The sequence below is a fragment of the Arthrobacter sp. TS-15 genome, from assembly GCF_006964045.1.
Lineage (GTDB): Bacteria > Actinomycetota > Actinomycetes > Actinomycetales > Micrococcaceae > Arthrobacter.
In genome coordinates this window covers 98,882-121,021 of sequence record NZ_SDXQ01000014.1, presented here as the reverse complement: position 1 = coordinate 121,021, position 22,140 = coordinate 98,882, and the positions used below count along the sequence as shown (strand labels likewise).

The 22,140-nt window shown below is 61.3% G+C and carries 18 protein-coding genes; 7 read left to right on the top strand and 11 right to left on the bottom strand.

Annotated features, from left to right (window positions below):
• Window positions 1-82 precede the first annotated feature (82 nt).
• Both EU811_RS06130 and EU811_RS06125 read left to right on the top strand, forming a co-directional pair.
• Complete coding sequence (locus EU811_RS06130) at window positions 83-1,735, top strand: MDR family MFS transporter (RefSeq protein ID WP_142937598.1); 1,653 nt, start codon at window positions 83-85, stop codon at window positions 1,733-1,735.
• A gap of 325 nt (window positions 1,736-2,060) precedes the next feature.
• Window positions 2,061-3,530 carry a sugar porter family MFS transporter gene (locus tag EU811_RS06125; protein ID WP_142937597.1) on the top strand — a complete coding sequence of 490 codons (1,470 nt, stop codon included), beginning with the start codon at window positions 2,061-2,063 and terminating at the stop codon, window positions 3,528-3,530.
• Window positions 3,531-3,589: 59 nt separating this feature from the next.
• Here the strand turns inward: EU811_RS06125 and EU811_RS06120 are convergent, their stop codons facing one another.
• Genes EU811_RS06120 through EU811_RS06110 form a run of 3 tightly spaced genes read right to left on the bottom strand, consistent with a single transcriptional unit; the run spans window position 3,590 to window position 5,864 of the window.
• Window positions 3,590-4,828, bottom strand: coding sequence for an MFS transporter (locus tag EU811_RS06120; RefSeq protein ID WP_142937596.1), 1,239 nt, complete (start codon window positions 4,826-4,828; stop codon window positions 3,590-3,592).
• Between the two features lie 29 nt (window positions 4,829-4,857).
• Window positions 4,858-5,298 carry a MarR family winged helix-turn-helix transcriptional regulator gene (locus tag EU811_RS06115; protein WP_142937595.1) on the bottom strand — a complete coding sequence of 147 codons (441 nt, stop codon included), beginning with the start codon at window positions 5,296-5,298 and terminating at the stop codon, window positions 4,858-4,860.
• 59 nt (window positions 5,299-5,357) lie between these two features.
• Entirely contained in the window at window positions 5,358-5,864 is a 507-nt protein-coding gene (locus EU811_RS06110; RefSeq protein WP_142937594.1) for a GNAT family N-acetyltransferase, read from the bottom strand.
• A gap of 113 nt (window positions 5,865-5,977) precedes the next feature.
• Between EU811_RS06110 and EU811_RS06105 the strand changes: the two genes are divergently transcribed.
• From EU811_RS06105 to cycA, 5 genes are all read left to right on the top strand, one after another.
• Window positions 5,978-6,307, top strand: coding sequence for a PadR family transcriptional regulator (locus EU811_RS06105; protein WP_142937593.1), 330 nt, complete (start codon window positions 5,978-5,980; stop codon window positions 6,305-6,307).
• A 1-nt stretch (window position 6,308) separates the two neighbouring features.
• A complete protein-coding gene (locus tag EU811_RS06100; protein ID WP_142937592.1) occupies window positions 6,309-6,674 on the top strand; it encodes a DUF1048 domain-containing protein in 366 nt (121 codons plus the stop codon).
• Complete coding sequence (locus EU811_RS06095) at window positions 6,671-7,465, top strand: ABC transporter ATP-binding protein (protein ID WP_142937591.1); 795 nt, start codon at window positions 6,671-6,673, stop codon at window positions 7,463-7,465. The genes EU811_RS06100 and EU811_RS06095 overlap by 4 nt, the downstream gene beginning before the upstream one ends.
• Window positions 7,462-8,223, top strand: a complete 762-nt coding sequence (locus EU811_RS06090) for an ABC transporter permease (RefSeq protein ID WP_142937590.1) — start codon at window positions 7,462-7,464, stop codon at window positions 8,221-8,223. The genes EU811_RS06095 and EU811_RS06090 overlap by 4 nt, the downstream gene beginning before the upstream one ends.
• 165 nt (window positions 8,224-8,388) lie before the next feature.
• Entirely contained in the window at window positions 8,389-9,849 is a 1,461-nt protein-coding gene (cycA, locus tag EU811_RS06085) for a D-serine/D-alanine/glycine transporter (protein WP_187697086.1), read from the top strand.
• 79 nt (window positions 9,850-9,928) lie between these two features.
• Here cycA and EU811_RS06080 read toward each other — a convergent pair whose 3' ends face one another.
• The 8 genes from EU811_RS06080 to EU811_RS06045 form a co-directional block, all read right to left on the bottom strand.
• Entirely contained in the window at window positions 9,929-13,789 is a 3,861-nt protein-coding gene (locus EU811_RS06080) for an LPXTG cell wall anchor domain-containing protein (RefSeq protein WP_238703321.1), read from the bottom strand.
• A 304-nt stretch (window positions 13,790-14,093) separates the two neighbouring features.
• Entirely contained in the window at window positions 14,094-14,852 is a 759-nt protein-coding gene (locus tag EU811_RS06075; protein ID WP_142937587.1) for an iron ABC transporter ATP-binding protein, read from the bottom strand.
• Window positions 14,853-14,865: 13 nt separating this feature from the next.
• Complete coding sequence (locus tag EU811_RS06070) at window positions 14,866-15,930, bottom strand: iron chelate uptake ABC transporter family permease subunit (protein WP_238703318.1); 1,065 nt, start codon at window positions 15,928-15,930, stop codon at window positions 14,866-14,868.
• On the bottom strand, window positions 15,923-16,930 hold the full coding sequence (locus EU811_RS06065; RefSeq protein WP_142937586.1) for an ABC transporter permease: 1,008 nt from the start codon (window positions 16,928-16,930) through the stop codon (window positions 15,923-15,925). The genes EU811_RS06070 and EU811_RS06065 overlap by 8 nt, the downstream gene beginning before the upstream one ends.
• 12 nt (window positions 16,931-16,942) lie before the next feature.
• Complete coding sequence (locus tag EU811_RS06060) at window positions 16,943-17,893, bottom strand: siderophore ABC transporter substrate-binding protein (protein ID WP_142937585.1); 951 nt, start codon at window positions 17,891-17,893, stop codon at window positions 16,943-16,945.
• Window positions 17,894-18,064: 171 nt separating this feature from the next.
• Window positions 18,065-19,213: a mannitol-1-phosphate 5-dehydrogenase gene (locus tag EU811_RS06055; protein ID WP_142937584.1), complete on the bottom strand. Its 1,149-nt coding sequence runs from the start codon at window positions 19,211-19,213 to the stop codon at window positions 18,065-18,067.
• The gene (locus tag EU811_RS06050; protein ID WP_142937583.1) at window positions 19,213-21,327 is read right to left on the bottom strand and encodes a PTS mannitol transporter subunit IICBA; all 2,115 of its coding nucleotides are present in this window, start codon (window positions 21,325-21,327) and stop codon (window positions 19,213-19,215) included. The genes EU811_RS06055 and EU811_RS06050 overlap by 1 nt, the downstream gene beginning before the upstream one ends.
• Before the next feature lie 66 nt (window positions 21,328-21,393).
• Window positions 21,394-22,116, bottom strand: coding sequence for a TetR/AcrR family transcriptional regulator (locus EU811_RS06045; RefSeq protein WP_142937582.1), 723 nt, complete (start codon window positions 22,114-22,116; stop codon window positions 21,394-21,396).
• Between the last annotated feature and the right edge of the window lie 24 nt (window positions 22,117-22,140).

The window sequence follows — 22,140 nt, the reverse complement described above, 5'->3', positions numbered from 1 at the left end:
TCGGGAATCAACCGGCCTGTAAGATAGTTACTGAAAGCAACTATCCTGCTTAGTCCACTTTTCTGCCACCTCTGGAGAAGATATGTCCAAAACTGCGCCTGTACGGGCCGCCGGAGAGGTCCTGACGCATCGTCAGACCCTCACGGTCATGGTGGGGCTCATGCTCGGCATGTTCCTGTCCTCGCTGGATCAGACCATCGTGTCCACCTCCATTTACACCATCGCCAACGACCTCGATGGCCTGTCCCTCCAGGCGTGGGCCACCACTGCGTACCTCATCACCTCCACCGTGAGCACCCCGCTGTACGGCAAGCTCAGCGACATCTTTGGCCGCCGCCCCCTCTACCTCGTGGCCATCGTGATCTTCCTGATCGGTTCCCTCTACGCAGGATCCGTCCATTCCATGACCGAGCTTGCCATTGCGCGCGGCATCCAAGGCCTGGGCGCCGGCGGTTTGCTGGCCTTGGCGCTGACCATCATCGGCGACATCGTGGCGCTGAAGGACAGGGCAAAGTACCAGGGCTACTTCATGTCTGTGTTTGGTATTTCTTCCGTGCTCGGTCCGGTCATTGGCGGCGCGTTCGCCGGCTCGGCCAACATCCTGGGCTTTGAAGGCTGGCGCTGGGTCTTCTTCATCAACCTCCCCATTGGGCTCGCCGCCCTTGTTGTGGTCTTCATGTACCTGCACCTCCCGGCCCGGCACGTGAAGCAAAAGATCGACTACTGGGGTGCAGCCGCGATCACCCTTGCGATTGTTCCGCTGCTGCTGGTTGCAGAACAGGGCCGCACCTGGGGTTGGGCCTCGGGCGCATCCTGGCTCTGCTATGGGCTTGGCGTCATCGGCATCGTCGCCTTCCTTCTGGCTGAGAAGCGCGCCGGAGACTACGCCTTGATCCCGCTGCGTCTTTTCAAGAACACCACTTTCGGATTGTCCTCGCTGCTGAACTTCATCATCGGCATTGGTATGTTCGGCGCCATCGCCATGCTGCCCATGTACCTGCAGCTCGTGAAGGGGCTTACTCCTACCGAGGCCGGCCTGATGATGATCACGTTCACTGTGGGCATCCTCTTTGGCTCCATCTCCGCCGGCCGAACCATCTCCTCATCAGGCGTCTACCGGGTCTTCCCGATCATGGGTACGGCTATCCTTGCGGCTGCCGCCACCGTGATGGGCCTGGTCCTCGGCGTCGATACCGGCCTCTGGGTTCCCGGCCTGATCGCCGTGTTCTTCGGCGTCGGACTGGGTTTCTGCATGCAGCCGCTCACGCTTGCCATGCAGGTTTCGGTCCCGCCGAAGGATATGGGCGTGGGCACCTCAACAGCCGCATTCTTCCGTTCCATGGGTGGTGCAGTGGGCACGGCAGTCTTCATCTCCATGCTCTTTAGCACTGCGGCTGACAAGATCGCCGACGGCATGAAAACTGCCGCCGCTACCCCGGACTATCAGGCGGTCATGCAGGACCCTGCCGTGGCGTCGGATCCCGCCAACGCCAAGCTCTTCGACTTCTTCAAGAACGGCGCCAACAACGAGTCCCTGAACGACACCAGCTGGCTCCACACGGCAAACAGCACGCTCACCAGGCCGATCACCGAGGGCTTCGCCCAGGCGATCGACATCGTGATGCTTACTGCTGCCGGGCTCATGCTCGTTGCCTTCCTGATCAGCTTCGCGTTGCCGAACAAGAAGCTCACGGACCCCAAGGCGGCAGCCAAAGAGTCCGTTCCCGCGCACTAGATTTGCGCGTCAGGTACTACGTCACGCACCACAAGCACGGCAGGCAGTCTTCGGACGGCCTGCCGTGCTTTGTGTTCAACTAGTTGAGCCATGAACCCGCTTTTGCCGCCACAGCAACCAGGGAGCGTCCACCCAGTCAACTCCCAGCTGTGCGGAAGCAACATGATGCGTTAACTACGTGAATACATGTCGCCTCCGTCACTTGACTGGAACTGGAGCGATATGACGTGCCACACTGTGTAGCGCGAGTGCACCGGCGTCCCCGTCGGACAGCCGACGACGTCCCGCACATCGCTTCCAAACCCCCATTCCCTAAGGGAGACCCATGTCCAGTTCCAGCACCGAAGGCGCGCCCCCAGTTTCACGGAAGGTGATCGGCCTGGCCGTCGCCGGCGCGGTGGGCGGTTTCCTCTTCGGCTTCGATTCCTCCGTGGTCAATGGCGCCGTGGATGCGATGGCGGACGAGTTCGTCATGACGGAAGCGGTCACAGGCTTCGCCGTTGCCGTTGCCCTGCTGGGCTGTGCCGCCGGGGCCTACTTTGCCGGCAAGATCGCCGACCGCTACGGCCGTATACCTGCCATGAAGATCGGTGCGCTGCTCTTCCTGGTGAGCGCGGTGGGAACGGGCCTTGCCTTTGGTGTGTGGGACCTCATCCTCTGGCGATTGGTAGGCGGTTTGGGCATTGGACTTGCCTCCGTTATTGCCCCTGCGTATATCTCCGAAATTTCCCCCCGGCACGTACGTGGCCGTTTGGCTTCCCTCCAGCAGCTCGCCATTACCACCGGCATTTTCGCGGCCCTTCTCTCCGATGCCGTGCTGGCCAACTCGGCCGGCGGCGCAGATGGCACGCTGTGGTTTGGCATTGAAGCCTGGCGGTGGATGTTCATCGCTTGCGCCGTGCCTGCCGCAGTGTACGGCTGGATCGCATTCCGCCTGCCCGAGTCCCCGCATTTCCTGGTACTGAACGGCAAGGAAGACCAGGCCCGCAGTATCTTCAACAACATCATCCCGGGCGACGACATCGAGCGCCACATCCGCGAGATCCGCGAGTCCATTCAGGAGGAGAAGCTCTCCACCAGGAAGGGGTCCCTCCGCGGCAACAGATTCGGCCTTCTGCCAGTGGTGTGGATCGGCATCATCCTCTCCGTCCTGCAGCAGTTCGTTGGCATCAACGTGATCTTCTACTACTCCACCACGTTGTGGAAGGCCGTCGGGTTCCAGGAGAAGGACTCACTGACAATCTCCGTGGCCACCTCCGTCACCAACATCCTGGTGACTTTGGTTGCCATCGCATTGGTGGATCGCATCGGCCGCCGCCCCATCCTGCTCACCGGTTCCGTTGGCATGGCTGTATCCCTCGGCGTCATGGCAATGGCGTTCTCGTCCGCCGTGGGTACGGGCTCCGAGATCAGCCTCCCGGGCGCGTGGGGACCGGTAGCCCTGGTAGCGGCGAACATTTTTGTGATCAGCTTCGGTGCCTCGTGGGGGCCGCTCGTCTGGGTGCTGCTGGGCGAGATCTTCCCGTCCCGCATCCGCGCCCGGGCCCTCGGTCTGGCCGCAGCGGCGCAGTGGATCGCCAATTTTGCCATCACGCTCAGCTTCCCCATCATGGCGGCAGGTTCGCTGCCACTGACTTACGCCATGTACGCGGCATTCGCGGCGGCGTCGTTCTTCTTTGTGATGTTCAAGGTTCCGGAGACCAACGGCATGTCCTTGGAACAGGCTGAAACGCTGTTCGTTCCCAAAGGCGCACCGGTGGCTCCCCTGCCGGTCACCTCGGACGACACGAAATAGAGCACACGACACAAGAAAGCCCGGCGGAAACCGCCGGGCTTTCTGTGGTTTCGGGACCGCTACACCAAGTGGGGCTCGTGAGATTTCAGGTAGCCGCGTCCTCCGAAAGCAACGAGGATGGCGATAGCCATGGCCACCGCTCCGGCGAAGAACGGTACTTGCGGGCCGAAGTGCTCGCCCAGCTGGGCGGCCGCGAACGGGGCCAGCGCGCCGCCCATCCAGCGCACAAAGTTGTAACCGGCGGACGCAACGGGACGCGGGGAATCAGAAACGCCCATGGCCAGTTCCGTATAGACCGTGTTGTTGATGCCCAGCAGGGCACCGGCCACGATGACAAGCACGACGACGGCAGTCACCGAGTGCCCGGCTGCCAGTCCCAGGCCGATCAGGTCGAGCATGAGGACGGCCAGCGTACCGGTGAGGACCTTGACGGCGCCGAAGCGCTTCTGGAGTACAGGGGCGACAAACACCGAGAAGACCGCAACAGCAACGCCCCAGCCGAAGAACACTCCCCCGATTCCGTAGGCGTCCATACCCAGGATGAACGGCGTGAAGGCAAGGATGGTGAAGAAGCCGTAGTTGTAGAACAGTGCGCTGGCTGCGGTGGTGCGGAGACCCTTGTGGCCGAGCGCAAGGAGCGGATCCCTCAGGCGGGACTTTTTAGCGGGAGCGGGTGTTTTGGGAAGCAACGCCAGCAACGCAATGAAGGCCGCGGCCATGAGGACTGCGGTGCCGAAGAACGGAGCTCGCCACTGCCAGCCACCCAGGAGGGCGCCCAGCAACGGGCCAAGGGAGATACCCAGACCGAGTGCTGCTTCGTAAAGGATGATGGCAGTGCCGGTTCCTCCGCTGGCCACACCTACGATCACCGCTAGTGCCGTGGCCACGAACAACGCATTACCGAGGCCCCACCCCGCCCGGAATCCCACCAGCTGCTCAACGCTGCCGGCGAGGCCGGACAACGACGCGAACACCACTATGATCGCCAAGCCGATGAGCAGCGTCTTCTTTCCACCGATCCTGGAGGACACGAATCCGCTGATCAACATGGCGATTGCGGTCACCAGGAAATAGCTGGTGAACAGCAACGAGACTTCACTGGTGGACGCCTCGAGATTCTTTGCAATCGCGGGGAGAATAGGGTCCACGAGCCCGATGCCCATGAACGCGAAAACGGCCGCGAGCGCCGTGGCCCACACCGCTTTGGGCTGTTTGAGAAATGAAGCTTTCTCGGCTTCAAGGGTGGTTTCGATAGTTGTTTCGGCGCTTGCTGAAGCGTCAGCCAACTGGCGTGACATTCAATGGCTCCTTGTCGGTGCTTATCTGGTTAGTTCTGGAACGAGCTGTTGAGCTTGGCGATCACGGGCAACGCTGAGGCGAGCTGCTCAATCTCCTGGTTACTGAGACCCTGCAGCAGTTCGGCCACCATGGCATTGCGCCGCTGATTGGCGGACTCGACGGCGGCGGTCCCGGCTTGGGTGATGACCACCTGGACGGCCCGGGAATCGTCCGGGTCAGGCTGGCGTGTAACCAGTGAGGCGCGCTCGAGCTTGATGATCTGCTCCGTGGCGCTCGGGACTTTGATCCCCAGGTTCTTGGCGATGTCGCCCACTCGGAGGCCGCCCTCGGAAATCATGGACAGCAGGCTGAGCTGCGCGGCGGTTAGCTCGCCTTCGGGATCGAGGCGGCGGAACATGTACACGCCGAGCCGAAGTGACTCACGGAAGTCCTGGGCGAGGTCCAATAGCCGGGGATCAAAGGTGTTCATATTTAGGTACCCTAATAGTTAGGGTACCTAAATGTCAAAGAATAGGGCGGGTGAGGCTCTTAGAGTGTGAGCTTCATGCCCTCATGGCTCGCAACAAACCCCAAGCGCTCATAGAAGCGATGGGCCCCCACGCGGGACTTATCCGTGGTGAGCTGCACCAGAGAGCAGCCGCGCTCCCGGGCCTGATCAATAGCCCACCGAATCATCAACGCACCAACCCCCTGACCCCGCAGCGCGCTGGAGACCCGGACCGCCTCGATTTGCGCGCGCCAGGATCCCCGGCGCGACAAGCCGGGGATATAGCTGAGCTGGAACGTCGCAACAACATCACCGTCGAGTTCGCCCACCACCAAAAGGTGCGCCGGGTCGGCGTCGATCGCGTCAAAAGCCTGCTCGTAGGGCGCTAAATCGTCCGCATTTTCGCGCGTGGCACCCAACTGGTCATCCGCGAGCAGCGCGAGGATGCGCGGGAGGTCACCCTTGCGGGCGCGCCGAAGGGTGAAGGTCCCATACTCGACGGCGGCAGTCAGCAGGGCGGGCACGGAACCGGATTGAGTAGTCACCAACCCAGCATGCCACTCCGGTCGATATTCTTCGGAACTCAGTGTTGCTAAGTACCGGTACTTAGTTCTACTATGTAGTGGTAGCTAGTAATACTGAGTAGTGAAGGAGGTGTCCGATGGGCAAGCAAATGACAGAGATGCTCAAAGGCACATTGGAGGGAATCGTCCTGGCCCTCCTGACCGGGAAGGCGGCGTATGGATACGAAATCACCACGCTGCTCCGAGAGCAAGGCTTCACCGAGATCGCTGAGGGCACCGTGTACGCACTGCTGGTCAGGATCGAACAAAAGGGCCTGGTGGACGTGGAGAAGAGGCCGTCCGAAAAAGGGCCGCCCCGCAAGGTGTACACGCTCAACACCCAGGGCGAAAAAGAACTGAGCGAATTCTGGAACACATGGAGCTTCTTGTCCGAACGGCTGGAACAGCTCCGCAAGGAAGGAAAATAGCATGGCAGCAAAATGGATCGAGCTGGTCACCGGATCGCTCGAGCAGAAAAAGCAGTACAAGCAAGCCAAGGCACGGCTGGACGCCTTGCCCGAGCCCTACCTCGCTGTGGCCACCGCCTTCAACCGCTATTTGATGTACTACGGCGGTGTCACGCAAGGCGACACCATGGTGCAGATGTTCACGGACCTGGCCGACCTATGGGAACGAGCCGCAGTGGACGGCACCCCCGTCAGCGACATCGTGGGTGATGACCCCATCGAGTTCGCAGAGAGCTTCGCCCAGGCCTACGGCGGAAAACGCTGGATCGACAAAGAACGCGAGCGCCTGAACAAGGCGATTGATAAAGCCAGGGAGGCGGAATCATGACCACTGCAGCAATCCGCGTAGAGGGCATTGAGAAGACATACAAGGACCTCCACGTACTCAAGGGTGTGGAATTTGAGGTGGCCCCCGGCAGCATCTTTGCGCTGCTGGGATCCAACGGAGCGGGCAAGACCACCATGGTGAAGATCCTGTCCACCCTGCTCAAAGCGGATGCCGGCTCTGCCGCCGTCGAAGGCTTTGATGTCGCCACCGAGTCACAACAGGTACGGCAGTCCATCAGCCTGACCGGGCAGTTTGCGGCGGTGGACGAGGTCCTGTCCGGGAAGGAGAACCTGGTCCTGGTGGCTAAGCTGCGCCACCTGAAGAACCCGGGACAGATCGCGGATGAGTTGCTGGCGCAGTTCAGCCTCACGGAAGCCGGGTCCCGCATAGTAGCTACCTACTCCGGCGGCATGCGTCGTCGATTGGACATAGCGATGAGCCTGATCGGCAACCCAACGGTGATTTTCCTGGACGAGCCCACCACCGGCCTGGACCCTGAAGCCCGCCTTGAGGTGTGGGACATCGTCAAGAACCTCGCCAACCAAGGCACCACAGTCCTGCTCACCACGCAGTACCTCGATGAGGCTGAACAACTGGCAGACCGGATTGCCATCCTGCATGAGGGACGCATCATCGCCAACGGCACCCTCGCCGAGCTTAAGCAATTGCTGCCGCCGGCCAAGATCGAATACGTAGAAAAGCAACCGAGCCTGGAGGACATCTTCCTGGCTCTGGTGGGTAGCGGCAACGCTGGGGCCAGTGGCAACGAGTCAGTAAAGGACAGGTCATGAACACCCACTTCTTCGCAGACACTTCTGTTCTGCTGGGCCGTTCCATGCGGCACATTTTCCGCTCCGTGGATACCATCATCACCACAGCAATCACACCGATCGCCCTCATGCTGCTTTTCGTCTACGTTTTCGGCGGAGCCATCAGGACCGACACTGAGAACTACGTGAACTACCTGCTCCCAGGCATCATGTTGATCGCGATCGCCTCCGGCATCGCCTACACGGCAGTCCGCCTGTTCACGGACATGCAGAGCGGGATCTTTGAGCGGTTCCAGTCCATGCCGATCGCACGCTCATCGGTTCTCTGGGCGCACGTCCTGACATCCCTGGTGGCCAACGGACTGTCGCTGGTGATCATCGTGCTGGTGGCACTTCTCATGGGATTCCGCAGCTCCGCCAACATCCTGGATTGGTTGGCCGTGGCGGGTATCCTGGCGCTCTTCACGTTGGCGCTGACCTGGATCGCAATCATCGCGGGCCTCTCGGCGAAGTCCGTTGACGGCGCGGGCGGGTTCTCCTACCCGCTGATCTTCCTACCGTTCATCAGCTCCGCCTTCGTCCCTACGGAGACCATGCCGGGCCCGGTCCGCTGGTTCGCCGAAAACCAGCCAGTGACGTCCATTGTGAATACCATCCAGGATCTGTTCGCGCAGCGTCCGGTAGGTGGGGACATATGGGTAGCGCTGGCCTGGTGTCTGGGGATCCTCGTGGTCTCCTACGCCTTTGCCACAGCCGCCTACAAGCGCCAGATCGCCTAGGTTCCCACCACGTTCCTATAACGGCCAGAGCTCCTCCATGTCATGGGAGGAGCTTTCGCCATGCAGACCGATTCGCCATTGGTCAGACATTAGCTATAGCTTTATCGAACAGATTTGTAACGGCCGTCACCATTGTGGCGGGTCCTTCGAAGGGTTCTTGAACTAATGTCCGACCAGACAACACAAGGGAAGCTTCACGCCTCCAGCAGGGACAGCGAGCCACACCTGTCGCGCTCCCTGAGCAACCGCCACATCCAGCTCCTGGCTATCGGCGGCGCCATTGGGACCGGCCTCTTCATGGGCTCCGGTAAGACCATCTCCGTCGCCGGCCCCTCCGTGATCTTCGTGTACATGATCATCGGCTTCATGCTCTTCTTCGTCATGCGCGCCATGGGCCAGCTGCTGCTGTCCAACCTGAACTACAAATCCTTCAGCGACTTCGCGGGCGACCTCCTTGGACCGTGGGCCGGCTTCTTCACAGGCTGGACCTACTGGTTCTGCTGGGTAGTCACCGGCGTGGCAGACGTCATCGCTATTGCGGGATACGCCGACGAGCTTTGGCCGGGAATCCAACTCTGGATCCCGGGCCTGGCCACCATCATCATCCTGCTTCTCCTGAACCTGCCCACCGTGAAGGCCTTCGGCGAGACCGAGTTCTGGTTCGCGCTCATCAAGATCATCGCCATCGTGGCACTGATCGTTGTGGGCCTGGTGATGATCTTCACCGGTTTCCAATCCAACGCAGGAACCGCGAGCTTCACCAATCTCTGGAGCCACGGCGGGTTCTTCCCCAAGGAATTCATGGGCTTCGTGGCTGGCTTCCAAATCGCCGTGTTCGCGTTCGTGGGCATCGAGCTGGTGGGTACGGCCGCCGCCGAAACCAAGAACCCTGAGCACAACCTCCCCCGCGCCATCAACGCGATCCCCCTGCGCGTCATGCTCTTCTACGTAGGTGCCCTGATCATCCTCATGTCCGTCACCCCGTGGACCGAGTTCAAAGCCGGCCAGAGCCCGTTCATTGCCATGTTCTCCCTGGCAGGCCTGGGAATGGCAGCTACCGTGGTCAACCTCGTGGTCCTCACCTCGGCCATGTCCTCCGCCAACTCGGGCATCTACTCAACATCCCGTATGGTCTACGGCCTGGCCAACGATGGCGACGCACCCAAGCTCTTCGGCCGCCTTTCCAGCCGCAAAGTACCCCAGAACGCACTGTTCCTGTCCTGCGTCCTGCTGCTGGCCGGCGTCGCGCTCCTGTACGCGGGCAAGGACGTTGGCGTGGCGTTCGACATGGTGACCACCGTGTCCGCAGTCTGCTTCATGTTCGTTTGGTCGATCATCCTGGCCAGTTACCTCGTGTACCGTAAACGCCGCCCCGAACAGCACGCGGCCTCATCGTTCAAGATGCCCGGCGGAATCCCCATGGTGTGGGTGGTGTTCGCCTTCTTCGCGTTCCTCGTCTGGGCGCTGACCACTCAGCCGGACACGCTCACCGCCCTGCTGGTGACGCCCATCTGGTTCGCCATTCTTGGTGTGGCCTACGCGGTTGTTCGGAAATCACCCCTGCACCAGGCCCGCGTGGCTGAGTGGAAGGCGATGGTGGAAACCGAAACCGCGGCAACGCGCTAACTCTTAGGACAGAAACAGCGACGTCGGCACCCTGACTTGAGTGCCGACGTCGCTGTTTTATTTCACCTTATGCCCCGCGTTAGGCGCTCCCTCGCCGGCGGCTGGCAACCAGTGCCAGGCCTCCAGCAACCAGAAGCCCTGCAGCGGCCCAGAGTCCGATCATGACACCGGTTGCGCCGGTGTCAGGAAGGTCGCCCGTCGTCGCAACGGGCGGCGGGGTGGACGCTGCGGCGGGAGGAACAGTGGCTGACGCGGCGGGAGGAACATCCACCACCGGCTTCACTATGACCTCGCTTGAGTCACTCCCCGTGGCCTCTCCTCCGCCGGGCACCGTTGCAGAAGCAACCACGACGTTGACGTAGGACTCTGTGACATTGCTCTGGGCAATGACCCGGCTGACCGTTTGCCCGGGTGCGAGAGTGGCAACTGGCTCGATGGCCCCGAGCGCGGGGTCGTCGAATCGGACATCCGTGAGTACCGTGTTGCCGGTGTTGGTCACGCTGAGTTGCCAGAAGACCGTCTCAGCCGGGTTGATGGTGACAGCCTCGCTCCAAGGCCCTTCTTGGGTAGTTGAGACGAGCTTGCCCACCGTCAAGCCGGGGAGAGCACCGAAGTAGTACGAGTCATCAGCAGCACTCAGGTCAGAACCGCCAAGGGGGTTCTCCGCCGATGCCGTCACAGTGTTCTTGTACTGGCCCTCAATAGCCTCGCCCTGAGCCGACAACACCACAGAAGCACCCGGCGCCAACAGGGGAACTGTCCCGGAGAACACCTCCCTGCCAGCGCTGTCCTTATCAACAACCAGGACATCCTTCAGGACAAAGTCGCCGGTGTTCTTCACGGTGTACGTCCACTTCACCTCGCTGCCGGGAACAACCTGCGGCCCCGGAGCAGCTTTAACATCCTCGCCATTGGTGGTCTTCACAACAGACAAACCGGTGTTGCCGCTGAGGTACCAGGATTCAGCGGTGACTGGAGCGGGCTGCTGCGCCAAAGGGGTCCCTGCTGCGTCCGTTGCCGTGGCAGTGGCAGTGGCTGTGTTGTGGTACTGACCTGCCACGGCGGCATCCTGAGCGGTGAAGACACGGGTGTCTCCGGGGGCCAGTGCGCCTGTATCGCTCGAGGTGGGTATCAACGTACCCGTGCTGCCATCCCCTGCGGAGAAGGCATCCGAGACGGCTACGTTTGAAAGCGGCGTATTGCCCGTGTTGGTGACCTCGTAGGTCCATGTCACATCGGAACCGTTAGCCACTATTGCACCGGGAGCTGAAGAGTAGACGGTCCCGTTGGTTTTCTTCACGATTCCGAGCCCAGGAGTTCCGGCCACATTCACAGCTGCCTCGTTAGTAGCGAACTGGACCGCTTCCCCGTTATACGTTCCTGTTGCGAGGAGTACGTTGCTTGCTTTCGCCCCGAAGCCGGGATCTCCTGCCACCTTGGTGGGAACCACCAAGGTGAAGTCATCCCCGGATGCCAGGACGTCAACGAACATCCGGAAGGCAGTGGCGTTGAGGGGATCAGTGGACCAGTTGCCCGAGGTGGCATCCGTTGCATCTGTGGAATATTCGATCCTTGCCCCCGCCGGTGCGCCCGTTACGGCGCCCGAAAGGACCACATCGAAATCGTCGCCCGTTGCCACCGCCGGCAAACGGTCGAAGAAGGTGGCGCCCGTCACCGGGTTTGGCAGGACGTTGCTGACGTAAACCTGCCAGAACGCGTCCTCGCCTACGGTGGTGGCCAAGGACCACGGACCCGTTGCCGAGGTTCCGGAAAGCTTATCCAGCAGCAAACCACCGGCAATATTGATCGATACACGGCCAATATCTTTGGCGACACTTGCCCGAGCGGCATCAAAATTGTAGATGTCTTCGCTGAAGAAGGGGGCGTAGCCAATCATCGGTACCGTCTGTTCGGCTGTGCCGCCGTCAGCAACTCCGATGAACCGTGGGTCTGCTGTGGAGGCATACGACTCAACCTGAACCGAGGAGGTGGTGGGCTGGTAGGCCTTGGCGAGGACCGTGACAGGAATGTCGTACTGCCACCCCGTGTTCTCAACCTTGCGGTCAGAAGCTTCCTTCGGATCCCGCATGGGAGTGATGTGATCGAAGGCGAAGGTAATGACCTGCAGTTCGCATCCTTCTGCATCAACCACCCGCGAGGTGGAATTCACCTTCACACCGTTGCCGATTGCCGGGATGGGCTCCACTCCCACCGAGAGGTCGGTGATGGGTGTGATGGCCTTGGTGGGATCGTACTGGACGCCGCAGGGAAGCACCACGGACATCGAGGCGTCCTTGTAGGTTTCCGACGGGTTTTGGTTGACGATACCGGCCCTGATAGTGCCGGTATCGCCCACACTCAGGACCGAGGGAGCTGAGACGTTGGTGGTCAGGTAGACAGAATCCACGGGAGTAAAGACGTCAGAAGCCTCGCCCGTGAGGTCCCCGGCCTTGAGGGTGGCCGTGTTGTTCACGGGTCCTGGCGGACTGCCGGCAGGACTGTTCACGGCGACCACACCATCGGTGATGTCCCGGAAGATTGGCACGCTTGCGACTGTGACTCGCATTTCCGAGCCAACGGACACCGTCTCGGCGCCAGGTGCAACGGAGATGCGCCACCCTGTCAGGACGGAGCCCGGCGGCAGGTCGAGCGTATTGTTCCCATTGAACGTCTCCCAGCTGCTGGAACCAGTGTTCTGCACGGTCAGCGCCAGATTGGTACTGGTGGAAGGCTGGGCAGGTGTAAAGGTCTGCCAAGCGTCAGAATAATCAGTCTGGTACTCAACGCGGTAAGGGAGATCATCGGTAGCCAAGACGGGGCTGAAGGCCACGTTGATAGCGGTGACATCGTTGTGGTGAAACCACTCCTCCGACGGGCCGCCGGCGGTACCGCTATCGGTCACTACGAGGTCCTCGGCCTTGGGGCTGTCCCGGGGCCCGAGGTAGGAGGCATTAACGTAGGTGCTTCTGGCGATCATGCCGGCGGAGGTCTGGCCTCCTGAAGATTTCTCGATGGCCGTTGTCACGCCACCTGCCGGACTGAATGCAGGGCCCTGTGCAGTAGCGGGTACGCCTGCCCTGACCACACCGTTGGCGTCTGTTGTCTCCAACGTGGCGGTGTTGACCGGAGGCCGCTGGCCGTCTTCCCAACCAGCTACATCCTCCGGGTACCGGACGGTCAGCCAAATGCCCGTGTTGCTTCGGTCCAGGCAGTATCCGGTGTGGTCGTATTGTTCGGTGCTGGTCCACGTAGCTGTGGGCCATGCACTCGTGTCCCATGTGCCCAGGTCGGTAGAGGCCGAGGCGAACACGGCACCGGCAGGCAAGACGTCAGTGAGTTTCTGCGCGTAGGCGGAGAAACTCAAGTAGCTTTCCTCCGAGCACACATTAAACCGGTAGGTCACCTCGCGATGGGTGGAGCCGGTGATGGTGGTGGCCGTCTTCTGCGCACGGTAATCATGGGGACCAGTGACCAGTGACGTCACCGGACCGGATGATACTTCCCCGCCTGGTCCTCCGGTACCGGTCATTTCCGTGCTCAGCGGAAAGCCCTCGTACTTGCGCCCGTTGTCCACCTGAGACACCGTGTACACAATGCTGACAAGATCCTCAGTGGTTTCGTCGAGGATCATGCTCAGTACTCGGGTAGCGGGATCGTAGCTGTGGCTCAAAACTGGTGAAGAGCTACCGGTAGGGAGCCCCGCGAAGGTAGTGCCCTCCGGGAGTGTTGTGGTCATGGTTACACCGGTTGCCGGATGGGAGGCGTCGACGCCCTCGAAATCAACGGTTGCAGTGTAGTTGTAATTCTGGCTCAGCGGGACCGTTTCCGGGGCGGTCAGTGAGATGGTGAAATCCCCTGCCGCTGCCATGGCCGGGGAAACGCCCAGCATCAGCGAACCCGCACTGACCACTGCGGCCAGTGCTGCCGCCGGAATCCGCATCACAGAGCGTCTCCGTGACGGGGGTATCCGAGGCTTGACTGTGGAGTCCTCCCTCGAACCCGGCGATTTTTGCCGCCGGCCGAAACGACCCCGTGACTGTACTGCGGACATCTATAGCTCCCTTGCTAGTCCCGGCCTCCCAACCCTGGTGCACACACAGCGGTGCACAGGGCAAGGAAGCTCGGGGTTTGGAAAGTGAGCGTTCGCTCTCTTCTCCTATCTAGTGGGGGAGGTATCGCAAACGTGACGAAGAGATTGCTGACCGGGGACATATGTTGATAACTCCGGCATGGGAAAGGGAGTGTCAGGCGAAGTACACGCCGATTCGGTTGCCGTCGATTTCCTCTATGCGGATATCGATGTCGTAGACGTCGTACAGCATTCCGGCGCGCATGATGTCTGCAGGCGTGCCCTGATGGATCAGGCGTCCGTTCTTCATGGCCAGGATGGTGTCCGAATAGCAGGATGCGAAGTTGATGTCGTGGACCACCAGCACGATGGTCTTTCCGAGCTCGTCAGCCAAACGACGCAAAAGCCGCATCATTTCCACCGAGTGCTTCATGTCCAGGTTGTTGAGCGGCTCGTCGAGCAACAGGTATTCCGTGTCCTGCGCCAGGACCATGGCAATGTAGGCGCGCTGGCGCTGACCACCGGAGAGCTCATCAACGAACTTGTCCGCCATGGAGGCCAGGTCCAGCTGCCGGATGGCCTCTTCAACGTGCTCAAGGTCCTCAACTGTTGGCCGCCCACCACTGTGCGGAAAGCGCCCGAACGCCACCAGATCACGCACGGTCAATCGCATGGTCAGGTGGTTTTCCTGCCGGAGGATGGCCATGGTCTTGGCCAGTTCCTTGCTGGGAGTGGCCGTCACATCCAGCCCGGCAACGGATACTCCCCCTGCGTCCATGGGCTGCAGGCGGCTGATCAAAGAGAGCAGCGTGGACTTGCCGGCGCCGTTGGGGCCGATGATGGACGTGATGCCGCCGCGGGGGATTTGGCAGCTGACATCGTCCAGCACAGTGGTGCCGCCGTAGCGCTTGGTCACATTGCGGACGGTAATCATGGACGGATACCGATCATTTCAGTGAGCCTTTCAGCAACAAATAGAGGAAAAGAATGCCTCCGGTGAATTCGATAATCACGCTCAAGGCAGTGGCGAACCCGAATACGCGTTCCAGCAGCAACTGGCCACCCACCAGGGCAATTGCACCGAGGAGGACCACGATCGGGAGAAGCCAAGCGTGCCGGAAACCGCGGCATAGTTGGTAGCCGAGGCTGACCACCAGGAGCCCGAAGAATGTCACCGGACCCACCAATGCCGTGGAAATCGCCACCAGCAGGGAGCATGCCAGCAGCACGCGCATCACCACTGGCTTGTGGTCGACGCCCACGTTGATGGCTACTTCGCGGCCCAGCGCCAGGACGTCCAGTGTGTGCCGCATGCGCCAGACGCCAACGCAGACCAGAGCGACCAGTACAGCAGAAACACCCAGCAAACCCGGGTCAACGTTGTTGAAGCTGGCGAAGAACAAGTCCTGCAGGATGATGAATTCGCTGGGTTCCATGAGCCGCTGAAGCAGCGAGGAGAACCCCCGGAACAAGGTCCCCAGCACAATCCCCACCAGCAACAGCAGGTGCAGCGATCGCGTGGCACCTGTGAACATCCACCGGTACAGGATGGCGCTGAACCCCACCATCAGCAGGATCTCCACCCCGAACTTGAGCGTGGACGGCGCCGTGGCCAGCGTTGCAGCTCCGGCCACGAAAGCCAAGCCGGTCTGCACCAGAATGTACAGCGAATCGAAGCCCATAATGGACGGCGTCAGGATCCGGTTTGCCGTCACTGTCTGGAACAGCAGCGTGGACACGCCCACCGCGACGGCCACCAGCAGCATCGCGGAGACCTTGATGATCCGACGCGGCAGGACGTACGCGATGTTCCCTTTGAGGTCGATTGTCAGGAAAACAGCAACCAGCACGACGGCGGCAATCGCCACTACGGCGATCACCAGTCCCGGCGGGGTGCTTCGGACGGCATCACGCCAGCGCGACGGCGACCATGGCCGCGGACCCGGCCTGACGCCGTCGGGCATTGGACGGATATGGGAGGCCGTCGCCGGGGTCACAGGAGTTTCAGGCATTGCGTTTCCTCAGGAGCAGGAAGAGGAACAGGATGGCGCCGAGCACGGACATGACCATGCCAACCGGCACCTCGTAGGGGAACCTGATGGTCCGGCCGATGATGTCGCAAACCAGCACGAAGGCAGCACCGAACAACGCGGTCCACGGAACGGCCCGGCGGAGGTTGTCTCCGAACAGCAGGGACACGATGTTGGGGACCACGAGTCCCAGGAAGGGCACAGCTCCAACCGTGGTGACCACCACGGCGGAGATCAGGGAGACGATCATCAGGCCAAGCCGCATGGTGCGGGCGTAGTTCAGGCCAAGGTTGGTGGTGAAGTCCTGGCCCATGCCTGCCACCGTGAAGCGATCGGCGGCGAAGAGGCCCACCAGGACAAGAACAGCAACAATCCACAGCAGCTCGTACCGGCCACGGAGAACACCGGAGAAATCGCCGATCATCCAGTTGCTGAGTGTCTGCAGGAGATCAAAGCGGTAGGCAAAGAACGTGGTAACTGCCGCAATAATGCCGCCCAACATGATGCCCACCAAGGGAATGAGGAGGGTGTTGCGGGCCGGGAGCCGCCGCAGGATGGCCAGGAACAACGCTGTGCCGAGGATCGCGAACACAGAAGCCACCACCATCTTGGTGAGAATTGGAGAGTCCGGAGCCAGCACGGTGACTACCAGGATTCCGAGCGTTGCGGATTCAACCGTTCCCACGGTGGAGGGCTCCACAAAGCGGTTCCGGGCCATGAGCTGCATGATCAACCCGGCAACGGCAACAGCCATCCCGGCCAGGACCACAGCCACGGTGCGCGGCACCCGCGAAACCCAGAAGATTTCCCAAGCGCCGGCGTCGTTCGCCAGCAACGCGGGCAGTGAGACGTCACTGACCCCTACGAAGATGCTGCCAACGGCGATCACCAGCACCACGGCAGCAGCCGCAACCAGGCGGGCGGTCTCGCCAGCCCGGTTGCGGCTTGCTGGTGCCGTGGGGCGCACGGCTGTGATTGTCACTTCAGTTAAGGGCTAGGCGACGGAGTCGGCCACTGCTGTGACCATGGCTTGGACGTTGTTCAGTCCGTAGCCCACGATGTACCAGCCGGCAGGATCGAGGTTGACGATCTTGTTGTTCTTGGCGGCGTTGGTGGACTTGACGAGCTCGTTGTCCAGGATCGGATTTGCCGTGGAACCGGCGGTGCCGATGGCGGTGTCGCGGTTGATGACGTAGAGGATGTCCGGGTTGGTTTCCTTGATGTATTCGAAGGAAACGGCCTCGCCATGGGAGCCTTCAGCCTTGACCTCAGCGGCCGTCGGAACGCCCAAGACGTCGTGGATGATGCCAAAGCGGGAGCCCGCGCCGTACGCTGTGACTTCGCCGCCGGAGGTCAGGACGATCAGGCCCTTGCCGGCGGTAGCTGCCTTGGTCTTGGTGTCCGCGACAACCTTGTCTACCTCAGCGAGCTTGGAAGCAACTTCGTCTTCCTTCTTGAAGATCTTGCCGAGCTTCTCTGTCTGGGCCTTGAAGCTTTCCATCGGCTTGGCGGCATCAACGGAGAGATCAATGGTGGGGGCGATCTTGCTCAGTTCTTCGTAAGCGCCGGCGGTGCGGCCGGAGACGATGATGAGGTCCGGAGCTGCGGAGCTGACGGCTTCGAAATCGGGTTCCTTGAGGGAGCCGACCTTGGCGTACTTGGCGTCGGAGAACTTCTTCAACGCTTCCGGGTAGCTGGCCTCGGGAACACCGGTGGGCTCGACGCCGAGCGCGTTCATGGTGTCCAGAACGCCCAGATCGAACGTGACAACCTTCTCCGGGTTCACGGGAACGTTGGACGTGGAGCCCTGGGCGTGCTCGATGGTAATGGTGCTGGCTTCCTCGGGTTGCGAAGACGCCGTTGCCCCGCCCCCACAAGCCGTAACAGTCAGCAAGGCAGCCCCTGCAGCCAGTGCCCCAATGTAGCTCGACAGCCTCTTCTTCACGCCAGTACTCCACTCACTAATAAGTCATAGATGTGTTGCCTAATTGCGCTTTGACTCTATTAGTTAGGTGAGGCTAACTTCAAAGCCGAAAGGCCCTCCAGCGGGTAAAAGTGAGCTATCTCACTGGTTTTTCTCCCGCTGGAGAGCCTTTATGACGATCGGTGGTTAAACTTACGCTTCGGCCTGCCGGTCCTCCACAAGCTTCTGGACGGCGGCGAAGAGCGGGTGCGGCGGCGTCAGTTCCGTGATGCGCTCGACGGCGGTCGCTGCGTCCAGCTCGGACAGAAGCTTTGCCAGTTCCACGGCTTCGTCATCATTGCCGTCGTCAAAACGGAGGGCTGCAGACATTGCCTCAAGCAATGCAACCGGCGTGACGCCGCGTTCGGCCAACTCCGCCGCCGGACCAACGAACCGTTCGTGCCGGCTTAGCTTCCTCAAGGGCGCCCGGCCCACGCGGTTCACGGTATCCGGCAGGTGCGGGTTGGTGAAGCGGGACAGGATCTTCTGCACATACGCTTCCTGCTCGGCCTCCGCAAACCCGTGCTTGGCCACCAGCAGTTCCTTGGTTTCCTCCAGCACCGCCCGGACCTTTGCTGCCACAGCCGGATCCGCCATGGCATCGGAGATCTTCTCAAGCCCGGCTGCGTAGCCGAAGTACGCCGCAGAAGCATGGCCGGTGTTCACTGTGAACAGCTTGCGCTCGATGTACGGGCCCAGCTCGTCCACGAAGGTAGCTCCGGGAATATTCGGGGCGTTGCCACCAAACGGCGTACGGTCGATGACCCACTCGTAGAACGTCTCCACGGTGACGTCCAGGCCTTGGCCCGGCACCTGGTTGGGGACGATGCGGTCCACTGCAGTATTGGCGAAGACAGCGACGGCGCCCAAGTCGCCCGCGGAGTCGTCCCAAGCCGCCTGGATTTCCGTGTGCAGGAGGTCCGTGGCGTTGATGGCGTTCTCGCAGGCCATCACCTGGAGGGGCGGCAGGTCCGTGGACCGGGCGGCCAGCCCGCGGGCGATCACCGGCGCCACGAACTTCAGGATGTGCGGCCCCACAGCAGTGGTGACCACATCCGCCGTCGAGATTTCCTCCACAACGGCAGCTTCCTGCGACGCGGAATTGAAGGCGCGGAAACCGGTGACGGTCTTGACCGCCGGGTGGTCGCCTACCTCGTGGACGTCGTAACTGCTTGCCGAAGCGAGCTGGCTGATCAGCGCGTCCGCGACGTCCGCGAACACCACCTCATAGCCGGCCTCGTGGAGCAGCAGCCCCACGAAACCACGCCCGATGTTGCCTGCCCCAAAATGAACTGCCTTCACTATGCGTTGACCTTTCCGAACAGCTCCAAAACTTCATCAACCGTGGTTGCTTCCTCCAATTGGGCCACCTGCGCCTTGTTGGTGAAGATCTTGGCGATCGAGGACAGGATGTGGAGGTGCTCGTTATTGATACCGGCCACGCCCACCACAAACTTCACTTGCTTGCCGCCCCAGTCGATGCCCTCCGGGTAGCGGATGATGGACACTGCCGAGTGGTTGATGTGTTCCTTGGCATCGTTGGTGCCGTGCGGGATCGCCAGGAAGCTGCCCATGTACGTGGACACGGATTCCTCGCGCTCGTGCATGGCGTGGACGTAGCTGACATCCACGGCACCGCGATCCAGCAGGAGCTTTCCGGCTTCATCGATCGCGGCGTCCCGGTCAGTCGCAGTTCCGTTCAGGACCACGCTTTCGCGGAGCAGGACACCTTTACCTTCAACGGGTTGACCGTCTGTTGCTTTACCGCCTGCGGCGGGGGCCGGCTCAGCGGCATGCGCACCATGGGCGGGGGCTGCTGTTGTGGCAGCTGCGGCGGGCTGTACGTCGGCGGCGGGCTCCGTCGTCGTGCCTGAGTCGGGCGTTACGCCTGTTTCAGATGCCGCACCTTCGCTGTTGCTGCTCCGGACCAGGTCCACGATTTCGTCGTACTTGGGGCTGTTCATGAAGTTGTCCACCGAGTAGTGAACGGCGCTGGCCGTCCTCGGCTGGGCACGTTCGGTGAGGTCCTGGTGCGTGACCACAACGTCGTAGCTGTCGCTGAGGTTGGCGATGGCCGAGTTGGTGACCTTGACGTCCGGGAAGCCGGCCGCCTTGATCTTGTTGCGCAGGACCGAGGCACCCATGGCGCTGGAACCCATGCCGGCGTCGCAAGCGAACACGATGTTCTGGACCGGGCGGGTGAGGACAGTGCCAGCCTGGGCACCGGCGCGTACTTGGCCGCCGGCGCTCTCACCGGTCAGGGCAGAGGAGACGGAGCTCTTCTTGCCCTTCATGGCTTCCATACGGGACGTGGCTGCGGAAAGGTCGTCCTCGCCCTTGTTCTTGGACGTGCGCAGGATGACCGCAGCGATGAGGAAGGACACGGCCGTCGCCAAAACAACCGCCAGGATGACGCCCACATAGCTATCACGGGATGTCTGTGCCAACACGGCAATGATCGAACCCGGGGCAGCCGGAGCCACGAGGCCGGAATTGGTGACGGCCATAGTGGCAATGCCCGTCATGCCGCCACCGATCGCAGCGAGGATCAGGATGGGCTTCATGAGCACGTATGGGAAGTAGATCTCGTGAATACCACCGAGGAAGTGAATGATTGCTGCGCCGGGAGCCGAAGCCCTGGCTGCACCGCGGCCGAAGAACATGTAGGCCAGCAGGATGCCGAGGCCCGGGCCGGGGTTGGCTTCGAGCAGGAACAGGATGGACTTGCCCTGTTCCAGCGACTGCTGAATACCCAGCGGAGTAAGCACGCCGTGGTTGATGGCGTTGTTGAGGAACAGGACCTTGGCGGGCTCGATGAAAATGCTGGTCAGCGGCAACAGGCCGTTATTGACCAGGAACTCCACAACCTCGCCAGCACGGTCCGTGAACCACTTAACAACATAGGAAAGGCCGTAGAAACCGCCCAGCGCCAACACTGCGCCCCAAATACCGGCGGAGAAGTTGTTGACCAGCATCTCAAAGCCCGGACGGATCTTGCCGTCCCAGAGCCGGTCGATCTGCTTCATGGTCCAGGCACCCAGCGGGCCCATGATCATGGCACCGATGAACATGGGAGAGTCTGTACCCGCGATCACGCCCATGGTGGCAATGGCGCCCACCACGCCGCCTCGGACGTCATAGACCATCCGGCCGCCGGTGTAGGCGATCAGGATTGGAAGCAGGTACGTGACCATCGGGCCGACGATGCCGCCGTTGGGTTCGCCTTCGGCATTGGTTCCGAAGCCGCCCAACTCGGCTACGGGAATCCAACCCTTCTCAATGAACAGGGCAGTGATGAGGCCCCAGGCGATGAAGGCGCCAATGTTGGGCATGATCATGCCGGACAGGAATGTTCCGAACTTTTGGACACCAACGCGGGCGCTGGTGCGGGGCTTCGCAACGGTCTCTGTTGCCATGTGAATTCCTAACGTGTGTCCCGCTGCGGCGCGGGGTCAGTCGATATAGATCGAGAGAGAACAGCCTTAGGAGCTGCTGGAAATGCGGTGAAGCCACTCAAGGAACAGCTTCAATTCAGAGCTGGAAAGTTGGTCCGAATGTGAGGCCTGCAGTGCCGCATTCAGGGCGATTGCCGCAACAACCACGGACGACTTACCGGAGTCGTCCGCTGCGGCGCCACGGGCGGTGTCCGTGGAGACGGCGAAAATCATGGAGTCCCGGGTCATCGTTGAGAGCTCGAGGTTCCGTTCTTCCACCGGTTCTGCGATCAGCATGAGCGTGACGCCCACGTTGGCGGCCAGAATGCTGCGTGCCGCCTCGCGGGGCGGCACGTTGATCTGACCGGCGATAGCGGCTTTGTTCAGCATTTCTTCCAGAAGCGCTTCAGCATCGGCCACGATTGCCGGCCGGCTTTCCGGTCTGATATTGCCGAACATCACCAAATACAGATGGGGTTGGCTCAGCCCGAACTGGACGTGGTTGTCCCACATCCGCCGGACGTCTTCCAAGGGCTCCCCGGACGGTGCAAAATCCCGCTCCCCCGCCACATACTCTTCAAATCCGGCCGATACGACGGCGTCGAACAGGCCTTCCTTGTCGCCAAAGTGGTGGTAGAGCGTTGGCGCCGTGACCCCGGCAAGCTTGGTGATCTGGCGCGTTGAGACCGCTGACCCCTCCGAATTCGCCAGCAATTCGGCAGCTGCGCGAAGCAACCGAATTTTGGGCGGAAGCTGGTCATCGAAACTCATAACCGCTACCCTAGCACCTATAGC